17 protein-coding genes and 1 tRNA gene are annotated in these 16,604 nt (G+C 61.1%); 12 read left to right on the top strand and 6 right to left on the bottom strand.

Features of this window, described 5'->3' with window-relative positions; translation table 11 throughout:
• The 4 genes from Q0O05_RS02650 to Q0O05_RS02635 all read right to left on the bottom strand — a co-directional run.
• A partial coding sequence (locus Q0O05_RS02650) for an RnfABCDGE type electron transport complex subunit B (protein WP_293660341.1) occupies positions 1-602 on the bottom strand: 602 nt, incomplete at its 3' end.
• Positions 599-2,008 (bottom strand): polyhydroxyalkanoate depolymerase, encoded by a 1,410-nt coding sequence (gene phaZ / locus Q0O05_RS02645; RefSeq protein WP_293660340.1) that lies wholly within the window; start codon positions 2,006-2,008, stop codon positions 599-601. The genes phaZ and Q0O05_RS02650, both read right to left, overlap by 4 nt.
• 54 nt (positions 2,009-2,062) lie before the next feature.
• Positions 2,063-3,406 (bottom strand): hypothetical protein, encoded by a 1,344-nt coding sequence (locus Q0O05_RS02640; protein WP_293660339.1) that lies wholly within the window; start codon positions 3,404-3,406, stop codon positions 2,063-2,065.
• Positions 3,407-3,530: 124 nt separating this feature from the next.
• Positions 3,531-4,739, bottom strand: a complete 1,209-nt coding sequence (locus Q0O05_RS02635; protein WP_293660338.1) for an amino acid aminotransferase — start codon at positions 4,737-4,739, stop codon at positions 3,531-3,533.
• Between the two features lie 148 nt (positions 4,740-4,887).
• Here Q0O05_RS02635 and uvrB point away from each other — a divergent pair, with 148 nt between their 5' ends.
• The 11 genes from uvrB to Q0O05_RS02580 all read left to right on the top strand — a co-directional run bounded on the left by uvrB (position 4,888) and on the right by Q0O05_RS02580 (position 14,429).
• The gene (gene uvrB, locus Q0O05_RS02630; RefSeq protein ID WP_293660337.1) at positions 4,888-7,020 is read left to right on the top strand and encodes an excinuclease ABC subunit UvrB; all 2,133 of its coding nucleotides are present in this window, start codon (positions 4,888-4,890) and stop codon (positions 7,018-7,020) included.
• 116 nt (positions 7,021-7,136) lie between these two features.
• Entirely contained in the window at positions 7,137-7,673 is a 537-nt protein-coding gene (gene iscR, locus Q0O05_RS02625; RefSeq protein ID WP_293660336.1) for a Fe-S cluster assembly transcriptional regulator IscR, read from the top strand.
• Between the two features lie 47 nt (positions 7,674-7,720).
• Positions 7,721-8,941, top strand: coding sequence for an IscS subfamily cysteine desulfurase (locus Q0O05_RS02620; protein WP_293660335.1), 1,221 nt, complete (start codon positions 7,721-7,723; stop codon positions 8,939-8,941).
• A gap of 22 nt (positions 8,942-8,963) precedes the next feature.
• Positions 8,964-9,350: a Fe-S cluster assembly scaffold IscU gene (gene iscU, locus Q0O05_RS02615; protein ID WP_087493592.1), complete on the top strand. Its 387-nt coding sequence runs from the start codon at positions 8,964-8,966 to the stop codon at positions 9,348-9,350.
• Between the two features lies 1 nt (position 9,351).
• On the top strand, positions 9,352-9,675 hold the full coding sequence (gene iscA / locus Q0O05_RS02610; protein WP_293660334.1) for an iron-sulfur cluster assembly protein IscA: 324 nt from the start codon (positions 9,352-9,354) through the stop codon (positions 9,673-9,675).
• Complete coding sequence (gene hscB, locus Q0O05_RS02605) at positions 9,672-10,187, top strand: Fe-S protein assembly co-chaperone HscB (protein ID WP_293660333.1); 516 nt, start codon at positions 9,672-9,674, stop codon at positions 10,185-10,187. The genes iscA and hscB overlap by 4 nt, the downstream gene beginning before the upstream one ends.
• Positions 10,188-10,198: 11 nt before the next feature.
• On the top strand, positions 10,199-12,055 hold the full coding sequence (gene hscA, locus Q0O05_RS02600) for a Fe-S protein assembly chaperone HscA (protein ID WP_293660332.1): 1,857 nt from the start codon (positions 10,199-10,201) through the stop codon (positions 12,053-12,055).
• 12 nt (positions 12,056-12,067) lie between these two features.
• Positions 12,068-12,406, top strand: coding sequence for an ISC system 2Fe-2S type ferredoxin (fdx, locus tag Q0O05_RS02595; RefSeq protein ID WP_293660331.1), 339 nt, complete (start codon positions 12,068-12,070; stop codon positions 12,404-12,406).
• Positions 12,407-12,414: 8 nt separating this feature from the next.
• Positions 12,415-13,125 (top strand): DNA polymerase III subunit epsilon, encoded by a 711-nt coding sequence (dnaQ, locus tag Q0O05_RS02590; RefSeq protein WP_293660330.1) that lies wholly within the window; start codon positions 12,415-12,417, stop codon positions 13,123-13,125.
• Between the two features lie 66 nt (positions 13,126-13,191).
• Positions 13,192-13,266 (top strand) — tRNA-Val (locus tag Q0O05_RS02585).
• Positions 13,267-13,379: 113 nt separating this feature from the next.
• Positions 13,380-14,429, top strand: a complete 1,050-nt coding sequence (locus Q0O05_RS02580; protein WP_293660329.1) for a DUF977 family protein — start codon at positions 13,380-13,382, stop codon at positions 14,427-14,429.
• Between the two features lie 155 nt (positions 14,430-14,584).
• Here the strand turns inward: Q0O05_RS02580 and Q0O05_RS02575 are convergent, their stop codons facing one another.
• Positions 14,585-14,725 (bottom strand): hypothetical protein, encoded by a 141-nt coding sequence (locus Q0O05_RS02575; RefSeq protein ID WP_293660328.1) that lies wholly within the window; start codon positions 14,723-14,725, stop codon positions 14,585-14,587.
• Between the two features lie 155 nt (positions 14,726-14,880).
• Positions 14,881-15,912 carry an alpha/beta hydrolase gene (locus Q0O05_RS02570; protein WP_293660327.1) on the bottom strand — a complete coding sequence of 344 codons (1,032 nt, stop codon included), beginning with the start codon at positions 15,910-15,912 and terminating at the stop codon, positions 14,881-14,883.
• A 116-nt stretch (positions 15,913-16,028) separates the two neighbouring features.
• On the opposite strand from Q0O05_RS02570, the gene Q0O05_RS02565 reads away from it, so the two are divergent.
• Entirely contained in the window at positions 16,029-16,532 is a 504-nt protein-coding gene (locus Q0O05_RS02565) for a hypothetical protein (protein ID WP_293660326.1), read from the top strand.
• Positions 16,533-16,604: the final 72 nt, after the last annotated feature.

Below are 16,604 nucleotides of genomic sequence, written 5' to 3'. Positions count from 1 at the left end.
GTATCGGTGTGCCGCGAATGGGCGCCCAAATCGGCCAGCTTCATGAGGGCTTTCGCCTCCATCTCCGCGGCGTGGTACTCGGCCTCATGCGCCAGCCTGGTGGCGCGCTCCGCATAGCGCTGGCGTGCTTGGTTGGCCTGATCCGGGCTCCACGCGGCCCAGCCGGTGCGCTCTTCGCTTGCGTTTTCCAGCTTGATGCAGTCCACCGGACACACCGGCAGGCAAAGCTCGCAGCCGGTGCACGCCGGTTCGATGATGGTGTGCATGCGCTTATTGCTGCCGATGATGGCATCGGTGGGGCAGGCCTTGATGCACAGGGTGCAGCCGATGCACCAGTCCTCGTCGACAAAAGCCACCAGGCGGGGAGCTTCGGTACCGAAAGCCGGGTTCAGCGGGATGACCGGCGCGCCGCTGATGGCCGCGAGCCGTTCAATACCAGCCGCGCCGCCGGGCGGGCATTGATTGATAGGGGCGCTGCCCTCGGCCATGGCCTGGGCGTAGGCCGCGCAGTCGGGGTAGCCGCAGCGGGTGCACTGGGTTTGGGGCAGTGCATCCAGCAGACGCTGCGCAAGCAGAGGCGCAGCCTGCGGCCGTTCACTCACTTGGCGCTGACAACCCGCTTGCTTGCTACCTTTTTTGTAGCTGCTGGCGCAGTCTTGGCGGGCGCCGAAGCGGTTTTTGTTGCGGGTTTTGGCGCAGTTTTTGCGGCTGCTTTTACGGGCGCTGATAGAGGCGCTGCCACCGCCCCGTTATGAGCGCGGATAAAGGCCTTGACTTCCGGGTACACCAGGTCGCGCCAACGGCGGCCGGAGAAGATACCGTAGTGGCCGGCTCCCTTGGCTTCAAAGTGCTGCTGTAGCGACTTAGGCACTCCGCTGCAGATGTCGTGCACTGCGCGTGTCTGGCCGGAGCCGGAAATATCGTCCAACTCACCTTCCACTGACAGCATAGCGGTGGTCTTGATGTCAGCGGGCTTCACGCGCTCGAGCTTTCCGTCTTCGTTTTGCACATCCCAGGTGCCGTTAACTAGCGCAAATTCCTGGAACACCACGCGGATAGTTTCGAGGTAGTAGTCCGCGTCCATGTCGAGCACGGCGTTGTACTCGTTGTAGAACTTGCGGTGGGCTTCGGCGCTGGCGTCGTCACCCTTCATCAGGTCTTTGAAGTAGTCGTAGTGGCTCTTGGCGTGGTGGTCGGGGTTCATGGCCACAAACCCGGTGTGCTGCAGGAAGCCGGGGTACACGCGGCGGCCGGAGCCCGGGAAGTTGCTGGGCACACGGTAAATCACATTGTTTTCGAACCAGTGCAGGCTCTTGTTCATGGCCAGGTTGTTCACGGCAGTGGGCGATTTGCGCGCGTCAATCGGGCCGCCCATCATGGTCGTGGTCAGGGGCGTGGTTTCGCCGCGGCTGGCCATCAGCGACACCGCCGCCAGTACCGGCACGGTGGGCTGGCAGACGCTCATTACGTGGCAGTTGCCATACTTGCCTTGCAGGTGGCGAATGAATTCCTGCACATAGTTGACGTAATCGTCGAGGTGGAACTCGCCTTCTGAAAGGGGCACCACACGGGCATTCTTCCAGTCGGTGATGTAGACCTTGTGGTCTTTGAGCATGGTTTTTACGGTGTCACGCAGCAGGGTGGCGTAGTGGCCCGAGAGGGGGGCGACCACCAGCACGACCGGTTGACCTTTAATTTTTTGCAGGGTGACCGGGTCGTCGGTAAAGCGCTTGAAGCGGCGCAGCTCGCAAAACGGCTTGGATATTTCGATCCGCTCGTGGATGGCAATGTCCACGCCGTCCACATCCACCGTACGGATGCCGAATTCCGGCTTCTCGTAATCCTTGCCCAAGCGGTGCATCAGGTCGTAGCCGGCGGAGAGGCGCTGCGCAAAAGGGCTTTGTCCGACAACCGACAGGGGGTTGCTGTACAGCTTGGCGGCTGCCAAAGCCAGGTCGGAGAAGGGCTCCATCAAAGAGCGCTGGGTTTCGTAAAGCTGGTACAGCATGGGTGACTCGCTTTCAAGAAAATGTTGCAGTGCAATATAACAGCAAAGCGTGTTTTAGCGATTACTGGACTTGAGGATTCCGCGGATGGTGTTGCGGCTGTGGGCGCCGAAGTTGCCCAGAAGCTCGGCCAACAGGGCGTTCAGGCGCGCCATCGGCTCGGCCGGTGCCTGGGCGAGCTCCTTGAGCAGCGTTATTTTCTCTTCATTGGCGCCGAAGTCGAACGCCGGGTCGGACACCAGACCATGGGGCATGCTGGCGACAAGGGCGTCTGCCAGGCGCGGCCCGTAGGCTGCGGCCTGCGCCGAGACCACATTGCGCAGGTAAAGGTCGTTCCATTCGGGGTAGGTGCCGTCCTTGATGGGGTTACGCAGTGCCTGGTCGACGAAGGTGTCTTGCTTGGCCAGCGCCGCGCTCAGCATCAGCTCGGACTGGTATTTCTCGAGTGCCAGGTGGCGGTTGGAAAGCAAGGTGATCATGTCCTTGCGCATGCCGCCCATGCCCGCCATGGATGCGGCATTGATCGCCAGCAGCTTCAAGGTGGAGTCGCCCGGTGCCAGGCTGGCGTGGTAGGGCTGGGTTAAATCTTGCAGGTAGTGCAGCGCCAGGCCGGTAAAACGCCAGCCCCAATACGGGTGCCCCGTGCGAAAAGCCAGCGATGCCAGCGTGCTGAATTGGTAGACCCGCAGCTGCGGGAAGGTGCGCTTGATGAAGGGTGCTGCTGCGTAAAGCACCTTGTTTTCGTGCATAAAGCCCATGTGAAAGGGCGCCTGCGTCGAGTAAGCCAGCAGCGGATTGCCAAAAGGCAGGGTGCCAAAGCCGTACAGCTTCCCCCAATCGGACGGGCTGTCCTCAAACAGGTTGATATCCAGGCCGTAGTCCGGCTCATCGGCGGCACTGGCGACCACTGCCAGCGCCGACACGGCTTCGCCCGGCTTGACCGGCTGGAAGCGCTGGCTGGCGTTGGCTGGCATGGGCAGGGTGGTGACCGCTTCGGGCAGCAGGCGCGGTCCCGGTGCGGTGGCGGTCTTGGGGTCGGGCTGAATAAACAGGGCGAAGCGGCTGTTGGGCGCAATGCGCAGCGCATGGGCGAAGGCCAGGCGGCGGGCCTCGTCGCTGCGTCCCGGGGTGGCCACAAACACCAGCTTGGCCGGCAGTGGGGGGTGGTTTTGCAGGTTGGCTACAGCCCAGGCTTCTTGGCTGGCCAGCAGGGCCTCGATGGTGCGTTCCTCAGCCCTTAAAAAGGACTCCAGCGGTTCGACTGTCACTGCCGGAGCACTGGCCACCTCGGGCATGGCCTCCAGGGCACGATATGCCGCCAGAGTGTGATTGCCCCAGGCGCCCGCGGTGTTGGCCGCTAAAGCGAGCAGGGCGCCCAATGCATAAGCCAGTGTTTTCATAGGCGAATCCTCGTTAATCGCCCGCCCATTATGCGCCTGAAGCTATCAAAAGATGAGCGAATAGTCGCAGGGGCGCCACCCTTAGCGTCGATTGAGCACCGATTCAGGGTCGATTGACCGACGTTCAGACGACTTTGGCGATCGCCTGACAGACGTAGTCGATGTTCTTGCTGTTCAGGGCGGCCACGCACATGCGTCCGGTGTCGGTGCCGTACACGCCGAACTCGGACCGCAGGCGCACCATCTGGTCCTTGGACAGGCCGGAGTAGCTGAACATGCCGATCTGGGTGGTGATGAAAGACATGTCTTTGGTCACACCTGCGGCCTTCAGTCCGTCCACCAGCTTCTGGCGCATGGCCTTGATGCGCACGCGCATGTCGCCTAGCTCCTGTTCCCACAGCGCGCGCAGCTCCGGGTTGCCCAGCACCGCGGCCACGATGGCGCCGCCGTGGGTGGGCGGGTTGGAGTAATTGGTGCGGATGGCGATCTTGAGCTGGCTCAGCACGCGGTCGGTTTCTTCCTTGCTACTGCCCACCACGCTTAGGGCGCCTACGCGTTCGCCGTACAGGCTGAAGCTCTTGGAAAAGCTGGTGGATACAAAAATGTTCAGCTCAGCGGCCACGAACTTGGCGATCACCGCGCCGTCATCGGCAATGCCGTAGCCAAATCCCTGGTAGGCCATGTCAAGGAAGGCGGTCAGTTTGCGGGACTTCACCGCGGCAATCACCTGGTACCACTGGGCGGAGGAAATGTCGTAGCCGGTGGGGTTGTGGCAGCAGGCGTGCAACAGCACGATGGTTCCCTCGGCGGCGGCGTTCAGCGCGGCCAGCATGCCCTCGAAGTTGATGCCGCCCAGGCCGCCGTTGGCGCTCTGGTCGAAGTAGGGGTAGGTGTCCACGGTGAAGCCGGCGTTGGTAAACAGCGCGCGGTGGTTCTCCCAGCTGGGGTCGGAAATCAGCACGGTCGCGTTGGGGCTCAGCTTCTTCAGAAAGTCCGCACCAATCTTCAACCCGCCCGTGCCACCAATGGCTTGCACGGTGGCTACGCGGCCGCTCTGGACCACCTCAGAGTCGGCACCAAAAACCAGGCCTTTGACGGCGGCGTCGTAAGCCGCAATACCGTCGATGGGCAAATAGCCGCGCGCGGTCGGCTTGTCCATCATGGCTTTTTCGGCGGTTTGAACGCATTGCAGCAGGGGCAGCTTGCCGTTGTCGTCGAAATACACGCCCACGCCGAGGTTGACTTTGCTGGGATTGGTGTCGGCGTTGAATTGTTCGTTCAGACCCAAAATAGGGTCACGGGGAGCCATTTCGACGGCGGAAAAAAGAGACATGGATAATTCCTGTGCGCAAGGTAGCAACAATGTCGACCACGCGGGGCCGAGCGGCGAAGCGCGCATTTTACGGCTGTGGCCGGGGCGCTCCAGCCAACTCCTGCCACCATCCGGCCTTCACCCCGAAATTCTTCCGTACTGATTTTTCATGCCCCCCTCGCTCCCATCACCCAAGCCCTCTTTGATTGCCGTTGTCGAGAATGATTCGGCGGCCGAGGTGCGCACCGGCACCTTTGTGAGCTACCCCGACTCCCCGTTTGAGCTCTACCAGCCGTATCCCCCGGCCGGCGACCAGCCCGAGGCTATCAACCAGCTGGTCAGCGGGGTGGAAGACGGCGAAGTGTTTCAGACCCTGCTGGGTGTGACCGGCTCGGGCAAGACCTTCACCATGGCCAATGTGATTGCCCGCCTGGGTCGCCCGGCCATTGTGTTTGCGCCCAACAAAACCTTGGCCGCGCAGTTGTACAGCGAGTTCCGCGAGTTTTTTCCTAAGAACGCGGTGGAGTATTTCGTCAGCTACTACGACTACTACCAGCCCGAGGCTTATGTGCCCCAGCGCGATTTGTTCATCGAGAAAGACAGCGCGATCAACGAGCACATCGAGCAGATGCGTCTGTCTTGCACCAAAAGCCTGCTGGAGCGGCGCGATGTGGTGATTGTGGCCACCGTCTCGGCCATTTACGGTATCGGCAAGCCCGAGAGTTACCACCAGATGGTGATGACGCTCCGCACCGGCGACAAACTGGGCCAACGCGACATGATTGCCCAGCTGGTGCGCATGCAATACCAACGCAACGACATGGACTTCAGCCGTGGCGCCTTTCGCGTGCGGGGCGACACCATCGACATCTTTCCCGCCGAACACAGCGAAATGGCCATCCGCGTGGAGCTGTTTGACGATGAGATCGAGAGCCTGCAACTGTTTGACCCGCTCACCGGCCGCATCCGCCAGAAAATTCCACGCTTCACCGTGTACCCCAGCAGCCACTACGTCACCCCGCGCGAGCAGGTGCTGGCGGCGGTGGAGGCCATCAAGGTGGAGCTGTCGGACAGGCTGAAAGAGTTTGTGGGCATGGGTAAGTTGGTGGAGGCCCAACGGCTGGAGCAGCGCACCCGATTTGACCTCGAGATGCTCAGCGAGGTCGGTCACTGCAAGGGCATCGAAAACTATTCCCGCCACCTGAGCGGCTCTGCTCCGGGCGAGCCACCGTCCACCCTGACCGACTACCTTCCCAAAGACGCGCTCATGTTTCTGGACGAGAGCCATGTGCTCATCGGCCAGTTTGGCGGCATGTACAACGGCGACCGCGCCCGCAAAACCACCCTGGTCGAATACGGCTTTCGCCTGCCCAGCGCCCTGGACAACCGTCCGCTGAAGTTCGAGGAGTTCGAGACCAAGATGCGCCAGGTGGTGTTCGTATCGGCTACACCCGCCCAGTGGGAAAACGACCATGCCGGTCAGGTGGTGGAGCAGCTGGTGCGCCCGACCGGGCTGGTGGACCCGGAGGTCGAAGTGCGCCCCGCGGGCAGCCAGGTGGACGACGTGTTGCAGGAAATCCGCATCCGCGTCGACAAAAACGAGCGCGTCCTCATCACCACCTTAACCAAGCGAATGGCCGAGCAACTCACCGACTACCTGACGGATAACGGCGTCAAGGTGCGCTACCTGCACAGCGATGTGGACACGGTGGAGCGGGTCGAAATCTTGCGCGACCTGCGCCTGGGAGCCTTTGACGTTTTGGTCGGTATCAACCTGCTGCGCGAGGGCTTGGACATCCCGGAGGTATCGCTGGTGGCCATTCTGGACGCCGACAAAGAGGGCTTTTTGCGCTCCGAGCGTTCGCTCATTCAAACCATTGGCCGCGCCGCGCGCAATCTGGAAGGTCGGGCGATTCTGTATGCCGACAAAATCACCGACTCCATGGCCCGTGCCATCGGCGAGACCGAGCGCAGGCGCAAGAAGCAAGTCGCCCATAACCTCGAGCGCGGCATCACGCCCCGGGCGATTGTGAAGAAGGTGCGCGACCTGATTGACGGGGTTTACAGCGAAAAAGCAGGCAAAGAGGCCGAGCGGCTCGAGCGCGACGCGCAGCAGCGCGCGCAGGTGGAAGACATGAGCGAGAAGGACATTTCCCGTGAAATCAAGCGCCTCGAGAAGCTGATGATGGAGCACGCCCGCAACCTGGAGTTCGAAAAGGCGGCCCGTGTGCGCGATCAGCTGTCCATCCTGAAGGAGCAGGCATTCGGTGCTTCAGGGTCGGATAACGTGGTCGCACTCTAAGTCCGACTGATTTGTTTGGGTAAATAGACTGATCAGTCTGCTTACCCGACTAAGGTCAGGGGGTTTGGTGCTATAGTTGAGTCCGCTAGTCAACCACTCTTACTTAGGAGCAAGCGATGCGTCTCACCACCAAAGGCCGCTTTGCGGTCACCGCGATGATCGATTTGGGCTTACGCCAAAGCTCCGGACCCGTGACCCTGGCTGCTATCAGCCAACGCCAGCAAATTTCCCTGTCGTACCTGGAGCAGCTGTTCGGCAAGCTGCGCCGCCATGATTTGGTGGAGTCCACCCGCGGCCCCGGCGGCGGTTACACGCTGGCCCGCAAGGCCTCTGATATCACCGTGGCTGAAATCATCACCTCGGTGGACGAGCCGATTGACGCCACGCAGTGCGGCGGCAAGGAGAACTGCCTGGGCGAGGGCACCCGCTGCATGACCCACGACCTGTGGGCTTCTTTGAATACCCGTATGGTCGAGTTTCTGGAGTCGGTCACCCTGCAAAAGCTGGTGGACGACCAGTTGGCCAAGGGCCTGCAAATCGAGGACAAGCCCACTGTCAAGCGGGCGATTTCGGCCATGCCAGTTGTCAAGCCCATCCGCATCAATGCGCCGAACTCGGTCTTCGCCCTCGGCAACGTGTTCTCCAAGCCTTGATTTTTTCAGTCCCCGATTTTTTTGTTTAAGCGCAGCAACTGAACCTTATGGAAACCACACCCCACTTCCCGATTTACATGGATTACAGCTCCACCAACCCCTGCGACGAGCGGGTAGTGGACGCGATGGTCCCTTGGTTGCGCAACCATTTCGGCAACCCCGCATCCCGCAGCCACGCCTGGGGCTGGGAAGCAGAAGCCGCGGTAGAAAAATCCCGCGAGCAGGTTGCCGCCCTGATCAACGCCGACCCGCGTGAAATTGTCTGGACATCTGGTGCGACCGAGTCCAACAACCTCGCAATCAAGGGGGCTGCCCAGTTCTACAAGACCAAGGGAAAGCACATCATCACGGTCAAGACCGAGCACAAAGCGGTGCTCGACACCTGTCGCGAGCTTGAGCGCCAAGGCTTTGAAGTCACCTACCTCGATGTGCAAGAAGACGGCTTGCTGAATCTGGACGCATTTCAGGCCGCCATTCGCCCGGACACCATTCTGGCCAGCGTGATGTTTGTGAACAACGAGATCGGCGTGATCCAAGACGTCACTGCTATTGGCACAATTTGCCGCGAAAAAGGCGTGATCTTCCATGTGGACGCGGCCCAGGCCACCGGCCGTGTGGACATCGACATGACCCAGCTGCCCATCGATTTGATGAGCCTGACCTCCCACAAGACCTATGGCCCCAAAGGCATCGGCGCCTTGTTCGTGCGTCGCAAGCCCCGCATCCGCCTCGAAGCGCAGATGCACGGCGGTGGCCACGAGCGCGGCATGCGCAGCGGCACCCTGCCAACTCATCAAATCGTGGGTATGGGCGAGGCCTACCGCATTGCCAAAGAAGAGATGCACCAAGAAAACAAGCGCATCCAGGCATTGCACGACCGTATGCTGGCGGGTTTGGATGGCATTGAGCAGGTCTTCATCAACGGCCACAAAGAGAAGCGAGTGCCCCACAACCTGAACATGAGCTTCAACTATGTGGAAGGCGAGTCGCTGATCATGGGTATCAAGGGTCTGGCAGTGAGCAGCGGCTCTGCTTGTACCTCTGCCTCTTTGGAGCCCAGCTATGTATTGCGCGCTTTGGGCCGCAGCGATGAGCTGGCACACAGCAGCCTGCGCATGACCATCGGCCGCTGGACCACCGAAGCCGACATTGACTACGCGGTAGACACCATCAAGAAAAACGTGGCCAAGCTGCGCGACTTGAGCCCGCTGTGGGACATGTACAAAGAAGGCATCGACCTGTCCACTATCCAGTGGGCGGCACACTGAACTACGTTACGAGGTAAGCACAATGGCATATTCAGACAAGGTCGTAGACCACTACGAAAACCCCCGCAATGTGGGCTCTTTTGACAAGGGCGACGAATCTGTGGGCACCGGCATGGTGGGTGCGCCCGCCTGCGGCGACGTGATGAAACTTCAGATCAAGGTGAACCCGCAGACCGGCGTCATCGAGGACGCGCGCTTCAAGACCTACGGCTGCGGCTCGGCCATTGCATCGAGCTCGCTGGTCACCGAGTGGGTCAAAGGCAAGACATTGGATGAGGCTGCGGCCTTGAAGAACAGCCAGATCGCTGAGGAGCTGGCCCTTCCGCCCGTCAAGATTCACTGCTCCATCCTTGCCGAAGACGCCATCAAGGCTGCCGTGGATGACTACAAGAAAAAGCACCTGAACTGATATGAGCGTCACTCTGACTGAGGCTGCCGCCCGGCATGTCACCCGTTACCTCACCAAGCGCGGCAAAGGCGTGGGTGTGCGCTTGGGTGTCAAAACAACCGGCTGCTCCGGATTGGCCTACCAGCTGGAGTACGTGGACGAGCTGGCCCCTGAAGACGTTGTCTTCGAAGGCCACGGCGTAAAGGTCCTGGTAGACCCCAAGAGCCTGGCCTACATTGATGGCACCCAACTCGACTTCGTGCGCGAGGGTTTGAACGAAGGTTTTCGCTTCAACAACCCCAACGAGCGCGACAAGTGCGGTTGCGGTGAGTCCTTCCGCGTGTGAACCTGCAAGACGATGACTTCACGCTGTTCGGCCTGAAGCCCACCTTCGCGCAAGACCGCGCAGCGCTGGACGCCCGCTGGAAAGACCTGCAGCGCGAGGCCCACCCCGATAAGTTTGCCTCGCATGGCGCAGCCGCCCAGCGGGTTGCCATGCAGTGGTCGGTGCGCATCAACGAGGCTTACCAGCGGCTCAAAGACCCGTTGCACCGCGCTGCCTACCTGTGCGAGCTGGCGGGATTCCCCATCAACGCCCACAGCAACACGGCCATGCCAGCGCAATTTTTGCTGCAGCAAATGGAGTGGCGCGAGGCCTTGGACGACGCGGCTGATGCTCCGTCGATCGAGCGATTGATGGCGGAAGTGCAAGCAGCCCGCAAGGACTTGCTGCAACACTGCGCGCTGTGCTTTGACGAAAAAAACAATGTGGCCGCCGCAGTTGGCAGTGTGCGGGCCTTGATGTTTCTGGACAAGTTTGCCCAAGACATCCATGCCCGACTGGACCGATTTGACTAGTGTGAGATTTCATGGCGCTTCTGCAAATTTCTGAACCCGGGCAATCGCCCAACCCCCACGAACGTCGTATTGCAGTGGGCATAGACCTTGGCACTACGCATTCGCTGGTGGCCGCGGTGCGCAATGGCGTGGCCGAATGCCTGCCTGATGCAGAAGGTCGCGTGGTGCTGCCCAGTGTGGTGCGCTATCTGGACGCGGAGCGCCGCCAAATCGGGTTTGATGCCTTGGCCAACCAAACCACCGACCCCGGCAACACCATCGCATCGGTCAAGCGCCTGATGGGCCGCGGTTTTGCCGATGTTGCACACACCAGCAAACTGCCTTATGCGCTGGTGGATGAGCCCGGCATGGCCCGCATCCGCACGATTGCAGGCATCAAGAGCCCGGTAGAAATTAGCGCCGAGATTCTGGCAACCCTGCGCTTCAGGGCGGAAGACAGCTTTGTGGACGACGTTTACGGCGCCGTCATCACCGTGCCGGCTTATTTTGACGATGCGCAGCGCCAAGCCACCAAAGATGCCGCGCAACTCGCCGGCCTCAACGTGCTGCGCCTCATCAACGAACCCACCGCCGCCGCCATTGCTTACGGCCTGGACAATGCCGCCGAGGGCGTTTACGCCATTTACGATCTTGGCGGCGGCACTTTTGACATCTCCATCTTGCGCCTCTCCCAGGGTGTATTTGAAGTGCTAGCCACGGGCGGAGACTCTGCGCTGGGCGGAGATGATTACGACCGCGCCTTGGCCGACCTGCTGTTGGCGCGCAGCGGCCTGTCCGCCGCCACCCCCGAGGATCAGGCAGGCCTTATGGCGCATGCCCGCGCCTGCAAAGAGGCCCTGTCATCCGAAGATGTAGCACCTGTGGAACTGGATCTGTCATCCGGCGGCTTGGATGTGTCGGTCAACCGAGACGAATTTGAGGCGGCCACGCAGCCCCTTACAACGCGCACCTTGCAGGCGGTTCGCAAGGCCCTGCGCGATGCCGGATTGGCCAAAGACGATATCAAGGGCGTGGTTCTGGTGGGCGGCTCGACCCGTATGCCGCAGGTGCGCCGCGCGGTGGCAGACTTTTTTGGCCAGCCGCCCCTGACCAACCTCAACCCCGACGAGGTGGTTGCAATGGGCGCCGCAATTCAGGCCAATCAACTCGCGGGCAACAACCCGTCGGGCGATTTGCTGTTGCTGGATGTGATCCCGCTGTCCTTGGGGGTAGAAACCATGGGCGGCTTGGTTGAACGCATCGTGCCCCGCAACCAAACCATTCCTACCGCCATGGCGCAGGATTTCACCACCTACCAGGACGGCCAAACTGCGCTCGCTTTGCATGTGGTGCAGGGCGAGCGCGACCTGGTGGCCGACTGCCGCAGCCTCGCCCGCTTTGAGCTGCGCGGCATTCCGCCCATGACTGCCGGCGCGGCGCGTATTCGGGTGACCTTTACGGTGGATGCTGATGGTCTGCTGAACGTGTCCGCCAAAGAGCAGGTCAGCGGCGTGGAGGCGCGCATTGACGTCAAACCCTCCTACGGCCTGAGCGACGAGCAAATTGCAACCATGCTCAAAGAAAGCTTTACCACCGCCGAAGCCGACATGCGCGCTCGCGCGGTGGTGGAGGCGCGGGTTGACGCCGACCGCTTGCTCATCGCCACCCGCAGCGCCCTGGACGCCGATGGCGACCTGTTGTCATTCGAGGAGACGGCCGCTATTGATGAAGCCATGCGCCGGCTCGCTCAGCAATCTGCTGCGACAGACCCCGCTGTGATTGAGGCCGCCGTTAAGCAACTGGCTGATGCGACAGAAGCCTTCGCGGCCATGCGCATGAACCGCGGCATCTCGCAAGCGCTTGCCGGCAAGAATATCGAATCCATGTAATCGGACCACGCCATGCCCATCATCAAAATTCTTCCGCACGCAGAATACTGCCCCGAGGGCGCGCAACTGCAGGCCGCCCCCGGCACCTCGATTTGCGAGGCGCTCTTAGAAAACGGCATCCAGATAGAGCACGCCTGCGACATGAGCTGCGCCTGCACGACCTGCCATGTCATCGTGCGCGAAGGCTTGTCGTCGCTGAATGCGGCCGAAGAGGCCGAGGAAGACCTGCTTGACCGCGCATGGGGGCTGGAGCCCAACTCGCGCCTGAGCTGCCAGGCTTATCTTGCGCAGCAGGATGTGGTGGTGCAAATCCCCAAGTACTCCATCAACCACGCCAAAGAAAACCACTAAGGCCTGCCATGCGCCAAATCGTGCTGGACACCGAAACCACCGGTTTCTATGCCAACCACCCCGACAACCCCGACCGCATGGTCGAAGTGGGCTGCGTGGAGTTGATTAACCGCAAGCTTACCGGCCGGCACCTGCACTTCTACCTCAACCCCGGCCGCGATAGCGACGAGGGCGCTTTGCGTGTTCACGGGCTGACCACGCAGTTTTTGAGCGACAAGCCCAAGTTCCAGGAGATCGCCCAGCCTTTGCTGGAATTTGTGGCCGGCGCTCAAATCATCATCCACAACGCGCCGTTTGATTTGTCATTTCTTGACATGGAACTGGCGCGCACTGGCCGGGGTACTTTCAAAACCCATGTGGAGAGCGTGCTAGACACCTTGGTCATGGCCAAGGAAATGTTCCCCGGCAAGCGCAACAGCTTGGACGCGCTGTGCGACCGGCTGGAGGTTGACAACTCCGGCCGCACACTGCACGGTGCCTTGCTGGACGCCGAGTTACTGGCGGATGTTTACATCAATATGACCCGCGGCCAAGACGCGCTGATCAACGAGACCAGCAGCCCCCGCGAACCCGGCGTAGTGTTTGAGAAAATTGACTTGCGCGGCTTCGACCTCACGGTGCTGCAAGCCAACGCACAGGAAATGGCCGCCCATGACGACGTGCTGGCCCAGCTCGACAAATCCAGCGGCGGCAAAACTGTGTGGAAGCTGCAAGCCTGAGCGAGGAGGGCGCTGCAAACTGTTATACAATCTGAGGCTTCCTTGAGACGGGAAAAACAGTTTCAAGGGCGATTAGCTCAGGGGTAGAGCACTGCATTCACACTGCAGGGGTCGCAAGTTCGAAACTTGCATCGCCCACCAAAATCTTCAATGATTTCAAGCACTTAGCGGAAACGCTAAGTGCTTTTTTGTTGGCGGCATGGATGGGTGTCTAGTATTTCAAATTGGGTGTAATTGGGTGTAATATTGGTTTTATGCTTCGCACCGACTCCCTTCAAATCACACCTGAAATCCTAAGCCTGATCGCTCGGATTGAAGAATTCAAAGGCGCTTGGCGCGCTTTGGGCTCGCTTGCGCCAGAGCGTCTTTCAGCCTTGCGCAAGGTGGCCACCATCGAAAGCATCGGATCTTCCACCCGTATCGAAGGCAGCAAACTGTCTGATCGGGAAGTGGAAAAACTGCTTTCAAATCTGGCGATCCAGTCGTTTGAGACCCGGGATGAGCAGGAGGTGGCCGGTTACGCCGAATTGATGGACCTGGTGTTCAGTTCTTGGAGGGACATTCCGTTCAATGAGAATCACGTCAAACAACTGCACCAGATTTTGTTGCGCCATAGTGAGAAAGATTCCCGGCATCGGGGGCAGTACAAGGCCAACTCAAACAGTGTTGCCGCGTTTGACGAAAACGGTGTGCAGATTGGTATCGTTTTCGAAACGGCCAGTCCATTCGACACCCCCGGCCTCATGGCCGAACTGGTGACTTGGGTCAATGATGAGCGCGACAAAGCGCACTTGCACCCGCTCTTGATCATTGCTGTCTTCGTGGTGGTGTTCCTGGAGATACACCCATTCCAGGATGGCAACGGCCGACTCAGCAGGGTTCTAACGACATTGCTATTGATCCAGACGGGCTATGCCTATGTGCCGTACAGCTCACTGGAAAGCGTGATCGAGCTCAACAAGGATGCCTACTACCTGGCCTTGCGCCAGACCCAGGGCACCATCCGAACAGATGCGCCCAACTGGCAACCGTGGCTGGTTTTCTTCCTGCGCTCGCTGGCTGAGCAGGTTCGGCGACTGGAGAAGAAGGTCGAACGCGAAAGAATCGTGCTGGCCGCTTTGCCCGAACTCTCGTTGCAGATAGTCGAATTTTCCCGTGAGCATGGCCGCATCACGATTGGCGACGCCATCAAATTGACGGGCGTCAGCCGTAACACGCTCAAGCTTCACTTTCGCAACCTTGTCGAACGCGGACATTTGATTCAGCAAGGCAGTGGGCGTGGTGTTTGGTATGAACTTAAGTGATCATGAACCGAGATGGCTAAAGAAGTTGTGCAGCAGCGCGGGCTAGCTATTGGGCCGACGTCCCCCCGTTTTCAGTAGCACTGAGCTTTGGAGTCCGGGGGGATTACCGGGGTAGGTCGGCAGAATCGTTCTGCTCGAGCTACGAGGCAGATGCTTCAGCCGGATGCCTCGGCCATATTGCCCGCCGTGCGGGCAAGAAAGTGCAGGGCCAGTTTGTCGGGTTGGCTCATGTCTCTGAAGGTCATGCCGGCATTGAAATCCGGCTCGCCTGCCGGCCGGTGGTGGTGGGACAGCACGCCGTTGGGCTGCGGACCATGGCGCCCTCAGGGCTGACATCGACCAGCTGGACCGGCGCCGGCTGCCCGTCTCCCGCGGTGAAAACACGGGCGGGCAGCTTCGGGCGACCTGGTGCGTGGAGCTGGTGCCTAGGGCCGGTGCTTAGGGCTGGTACCTAGGGCGCGCGCTCAGGCAGGCTGCGCGCCCAGGTGATGATGGTTTGTGCCATGCGGTCGGTGGCCGACGGTGCCTTGATGGTGCCGGCCAGAACGTGCTGGTCTTTGGCTTCGCTGTAATCCACCGGGACGATCTGCTTGTTGGCTGAGCCGAAGCGGGCCACCGCAGCCAAGGTCTGCTGCGGCTCGACCACGCGGTCGTTCGCGCTGTAAAGCACCAGCACCGGCGCGGTGAACCGGTGCAGGTCGCTTTCGCGCACGCCCTGCACCATCGCCATCATCGGCAGCAGGCTGCGGGTGGGGTAGCGGGTGGACCAGGCGTTGGCCTCGGCGTCGCTGGCAGGAGTCCAGCCGGTGTCGGGCCCCAGAATCGCCTCGGCAATCCGGCCGCCCCAGGGACCGATGAGCAGGTCGGCGCGCGGGTCTTTGGGGCCGAAGTTGGGCGAGAGAAACACATGGCCGGCCACCTGCGTGTCCAGCCCATGGGTGCCCAGCCAGGTGGCCAGGGTGGAGCCGGTGGAGCAGCTGATGAGCAGCACCTTGTCGCCCAACTGTTTGCCTATCTGCAGCGCCTCCCGGGCGTCGGCCAGCCAGTCTTGCAGCGTGGCATCGCCCATGGCGGCGGCGGGCAGGCCGTGGCCGCTGAGGCGGGCATAAAACACATTGGCGCCCAGCGCCTTGGCCACGTCATCGGTCAGGGGCGCGGTTTCCAGCCGGCTGGCCGAAAAGCCATGCAGGTACACCACCGCCCAGGGGGTGCGCTGCCCTGGCGCGCCGGCCCAGACGATGCCCTTGGCCGTGCCGGGCTTGATGCCTGGGTGTGCGGCCTCCTGGCTGGCAAGCCAGGGGTCCAGGGCCTGCAGGTTGTGGGGTGGGGCGGCCCTCGGTGTGGGCGTGTCAGGCCCCGCGGCATAGCGCGGTCCGGCCAGAAACACCGCCGCCGCAATGCCCAGCGCTGACATGACACCTGCCAGCACCCTGAACCACCGGCTACCCAAAGTTTGGAGCGAAGCAGTTGCAATCGAGGGCATCGCGGGTTTCCTTATGAAAAGGCCTGTCTGTCAAGGCTAATTTGCGGGGCTGGGGGGCGCGCCCGCTCGCTAAGATGGTACACCCGCCTAAGATGGGCGGACCAGCAGGAGCGTGCATGGATTTGAACCGATGGAGCAGGGCGGCGGGCGCCGAAGCGGGTACAGCGGCGAGCGCTTTAGTGGTCGCCCTTCTGGGCTCGGGCTTGGCGGGGTGCGCACAAATAGAGAACCTCGGCTGGAGGTATTTAACGACAAGCACCATGCCGGCCCAGATGCAGGCGGGCGGGCAGCGTCTCAACGGCGAGGTGCAATTGCGGGCGGACCGCACAGGCTCGGTCTTGTTGCTGGGGAGCGGCGACTTGGAAAGCTGCGCCGGCAGCCTGCGATTTACCGGCGCAATCAGCGGGGCGCTGGACATGCGCTGCAGCGACGGCACGGTGATGGATATGCCTTACACCATGCTCAATGAGGTGAAGGGCTACGCGCTGGGAAGCTACCAGGGAACCACCGCCGTGCTCACTTTTGGCATGGAGCCGGCAGAGGCGCAGGCTTATCTTTCGCGCGCCCAGGCGGCGCCCAGCAACATTGACAGCAGCGCCGGCAAGCCGCTGGTGCGCTAGCTAAAACGCAAGCCCTCAGCGCTCCTAAAAAAGGAGCTGCTTGCGCATGTATGGCGTGGCCTGGCGGCCTAA

It is taken from the genome of Rhodoferax sp. OV413 (assembly GCF_945881795.1).
GTDB lineage: Bacteria > Pseudomonadota > Gammaproteobacteria > Burkholderiales > Burkholderiaceae_C > Allorhodoferax.
The sequence above is the reverse complement of the archived record's forward strand: the minus strand, read 5'-3'. Positions and strand labels throughout refer to the sequence as shown.

What these genes read in the sequence shown, in the direction of transcription:
- phaZ (WP_293660340.1), bottom strand. Translation starts at nt 2,008, where the DNA reads ATGCTGTACCAGCTTTACGAAACCCAGCGCTCTTTGATGGAGCCCTTC.
- Q0O05_RS02640 (WP_293660339.1), bottom strand. Translation starts at nt 3,406, where the DNA reads ATGAAAACACTGGCTTATGCATTGGGCGCCCTGCTCGCTTTAGCGGCC.
- Q0O05_RS02635 (WP_293660338.1), bottom strand. Translation starts at nt 4,739, where the DNA reads ATGTCTCTTTTTTCCGCCGTCGAAATGGCTCCCCGTGACCCTATTTTG.
- uvrB (WP_293660337.1), top strand. Translation starts at nt 4,888, where the DNA reads ATGCCCCCCTCGCTCCCATCACCCAAGCCCTCTTTGATTGCCGTTGTC.
- iscR (WP_293660336.1), top strand. Translation starts at nt 7,137, where the DNA reads ATGCGTCTCACCACCAAAGGCCGCTTTGCGGTCACCGCGATGATCGAT.
- Q0O05_RS02620 (WP_293660335.1), top strand. Translation starts at nt 7,721, where the DNA reads ATGGAAACCACACCCCACTTCCCGATTTACATGGATTACAGCTCCACC.
- iscU (WP_087493592.1), top strand. Translation starts at nt 8,964, where the DNA reads ATGGCATATTCAGACAAGGTCGTAGACCACTACGAAAACCCCCGCAAT.
- iscA (WP_293660334.1), top strand. Translation starts at nt 9,352, where the DNA reads ATGAGCGTCACTCTGACTGAGGCTGCCGCCCGGCATGTCACCCGTTAC.
- hscA (WP_293660332.1), top strand. Translation starts at nt 10,199, where the DNA reads ATGGCGCTTCTGCAAATTTCTGAACCCGGGCAATCGCCCAACCCCCAC.
- fdx (WP_293660331.1), top strand. Translation starts at nt 12,068, where the DNA reads ATGCCCATCATCAAAATTCTTCCGCACGCAGAATACTGCCCCGAGGGC.
- dnaQ (WP_293660330.1), top strand. Translation starts at nt 12,415, where the DNA reads ATGCGCCAAATCGTGCTGGACACCGAAACCACCGGTTTCTATGCCAAC.
- Q0O05_RS02580 (WP_293660329.1), top strand. Translation starts at nt 13,380, where the DNA reads ATGCTTCGCACCGACTCCCTTCAAATCACACCTGAAATCCTAAGCCTG.
- Q0O05_RS02570 (WP_293660327.1), bottom strand. Translation starts at nt 15,912, where the DNA reads ATGCCCTCGATTGCAACTGCTTCGCTCCAAACTTTGGGTAGCCGGTGG.
- Q0O05_RS02565 (WP_293660326.1), top strand. Translation starts at nt 16,029, where the DNA reads ATGGATTTGAACCGATGGAGCAGGGCGGCGGGCGCCGAAGCGGGTACA.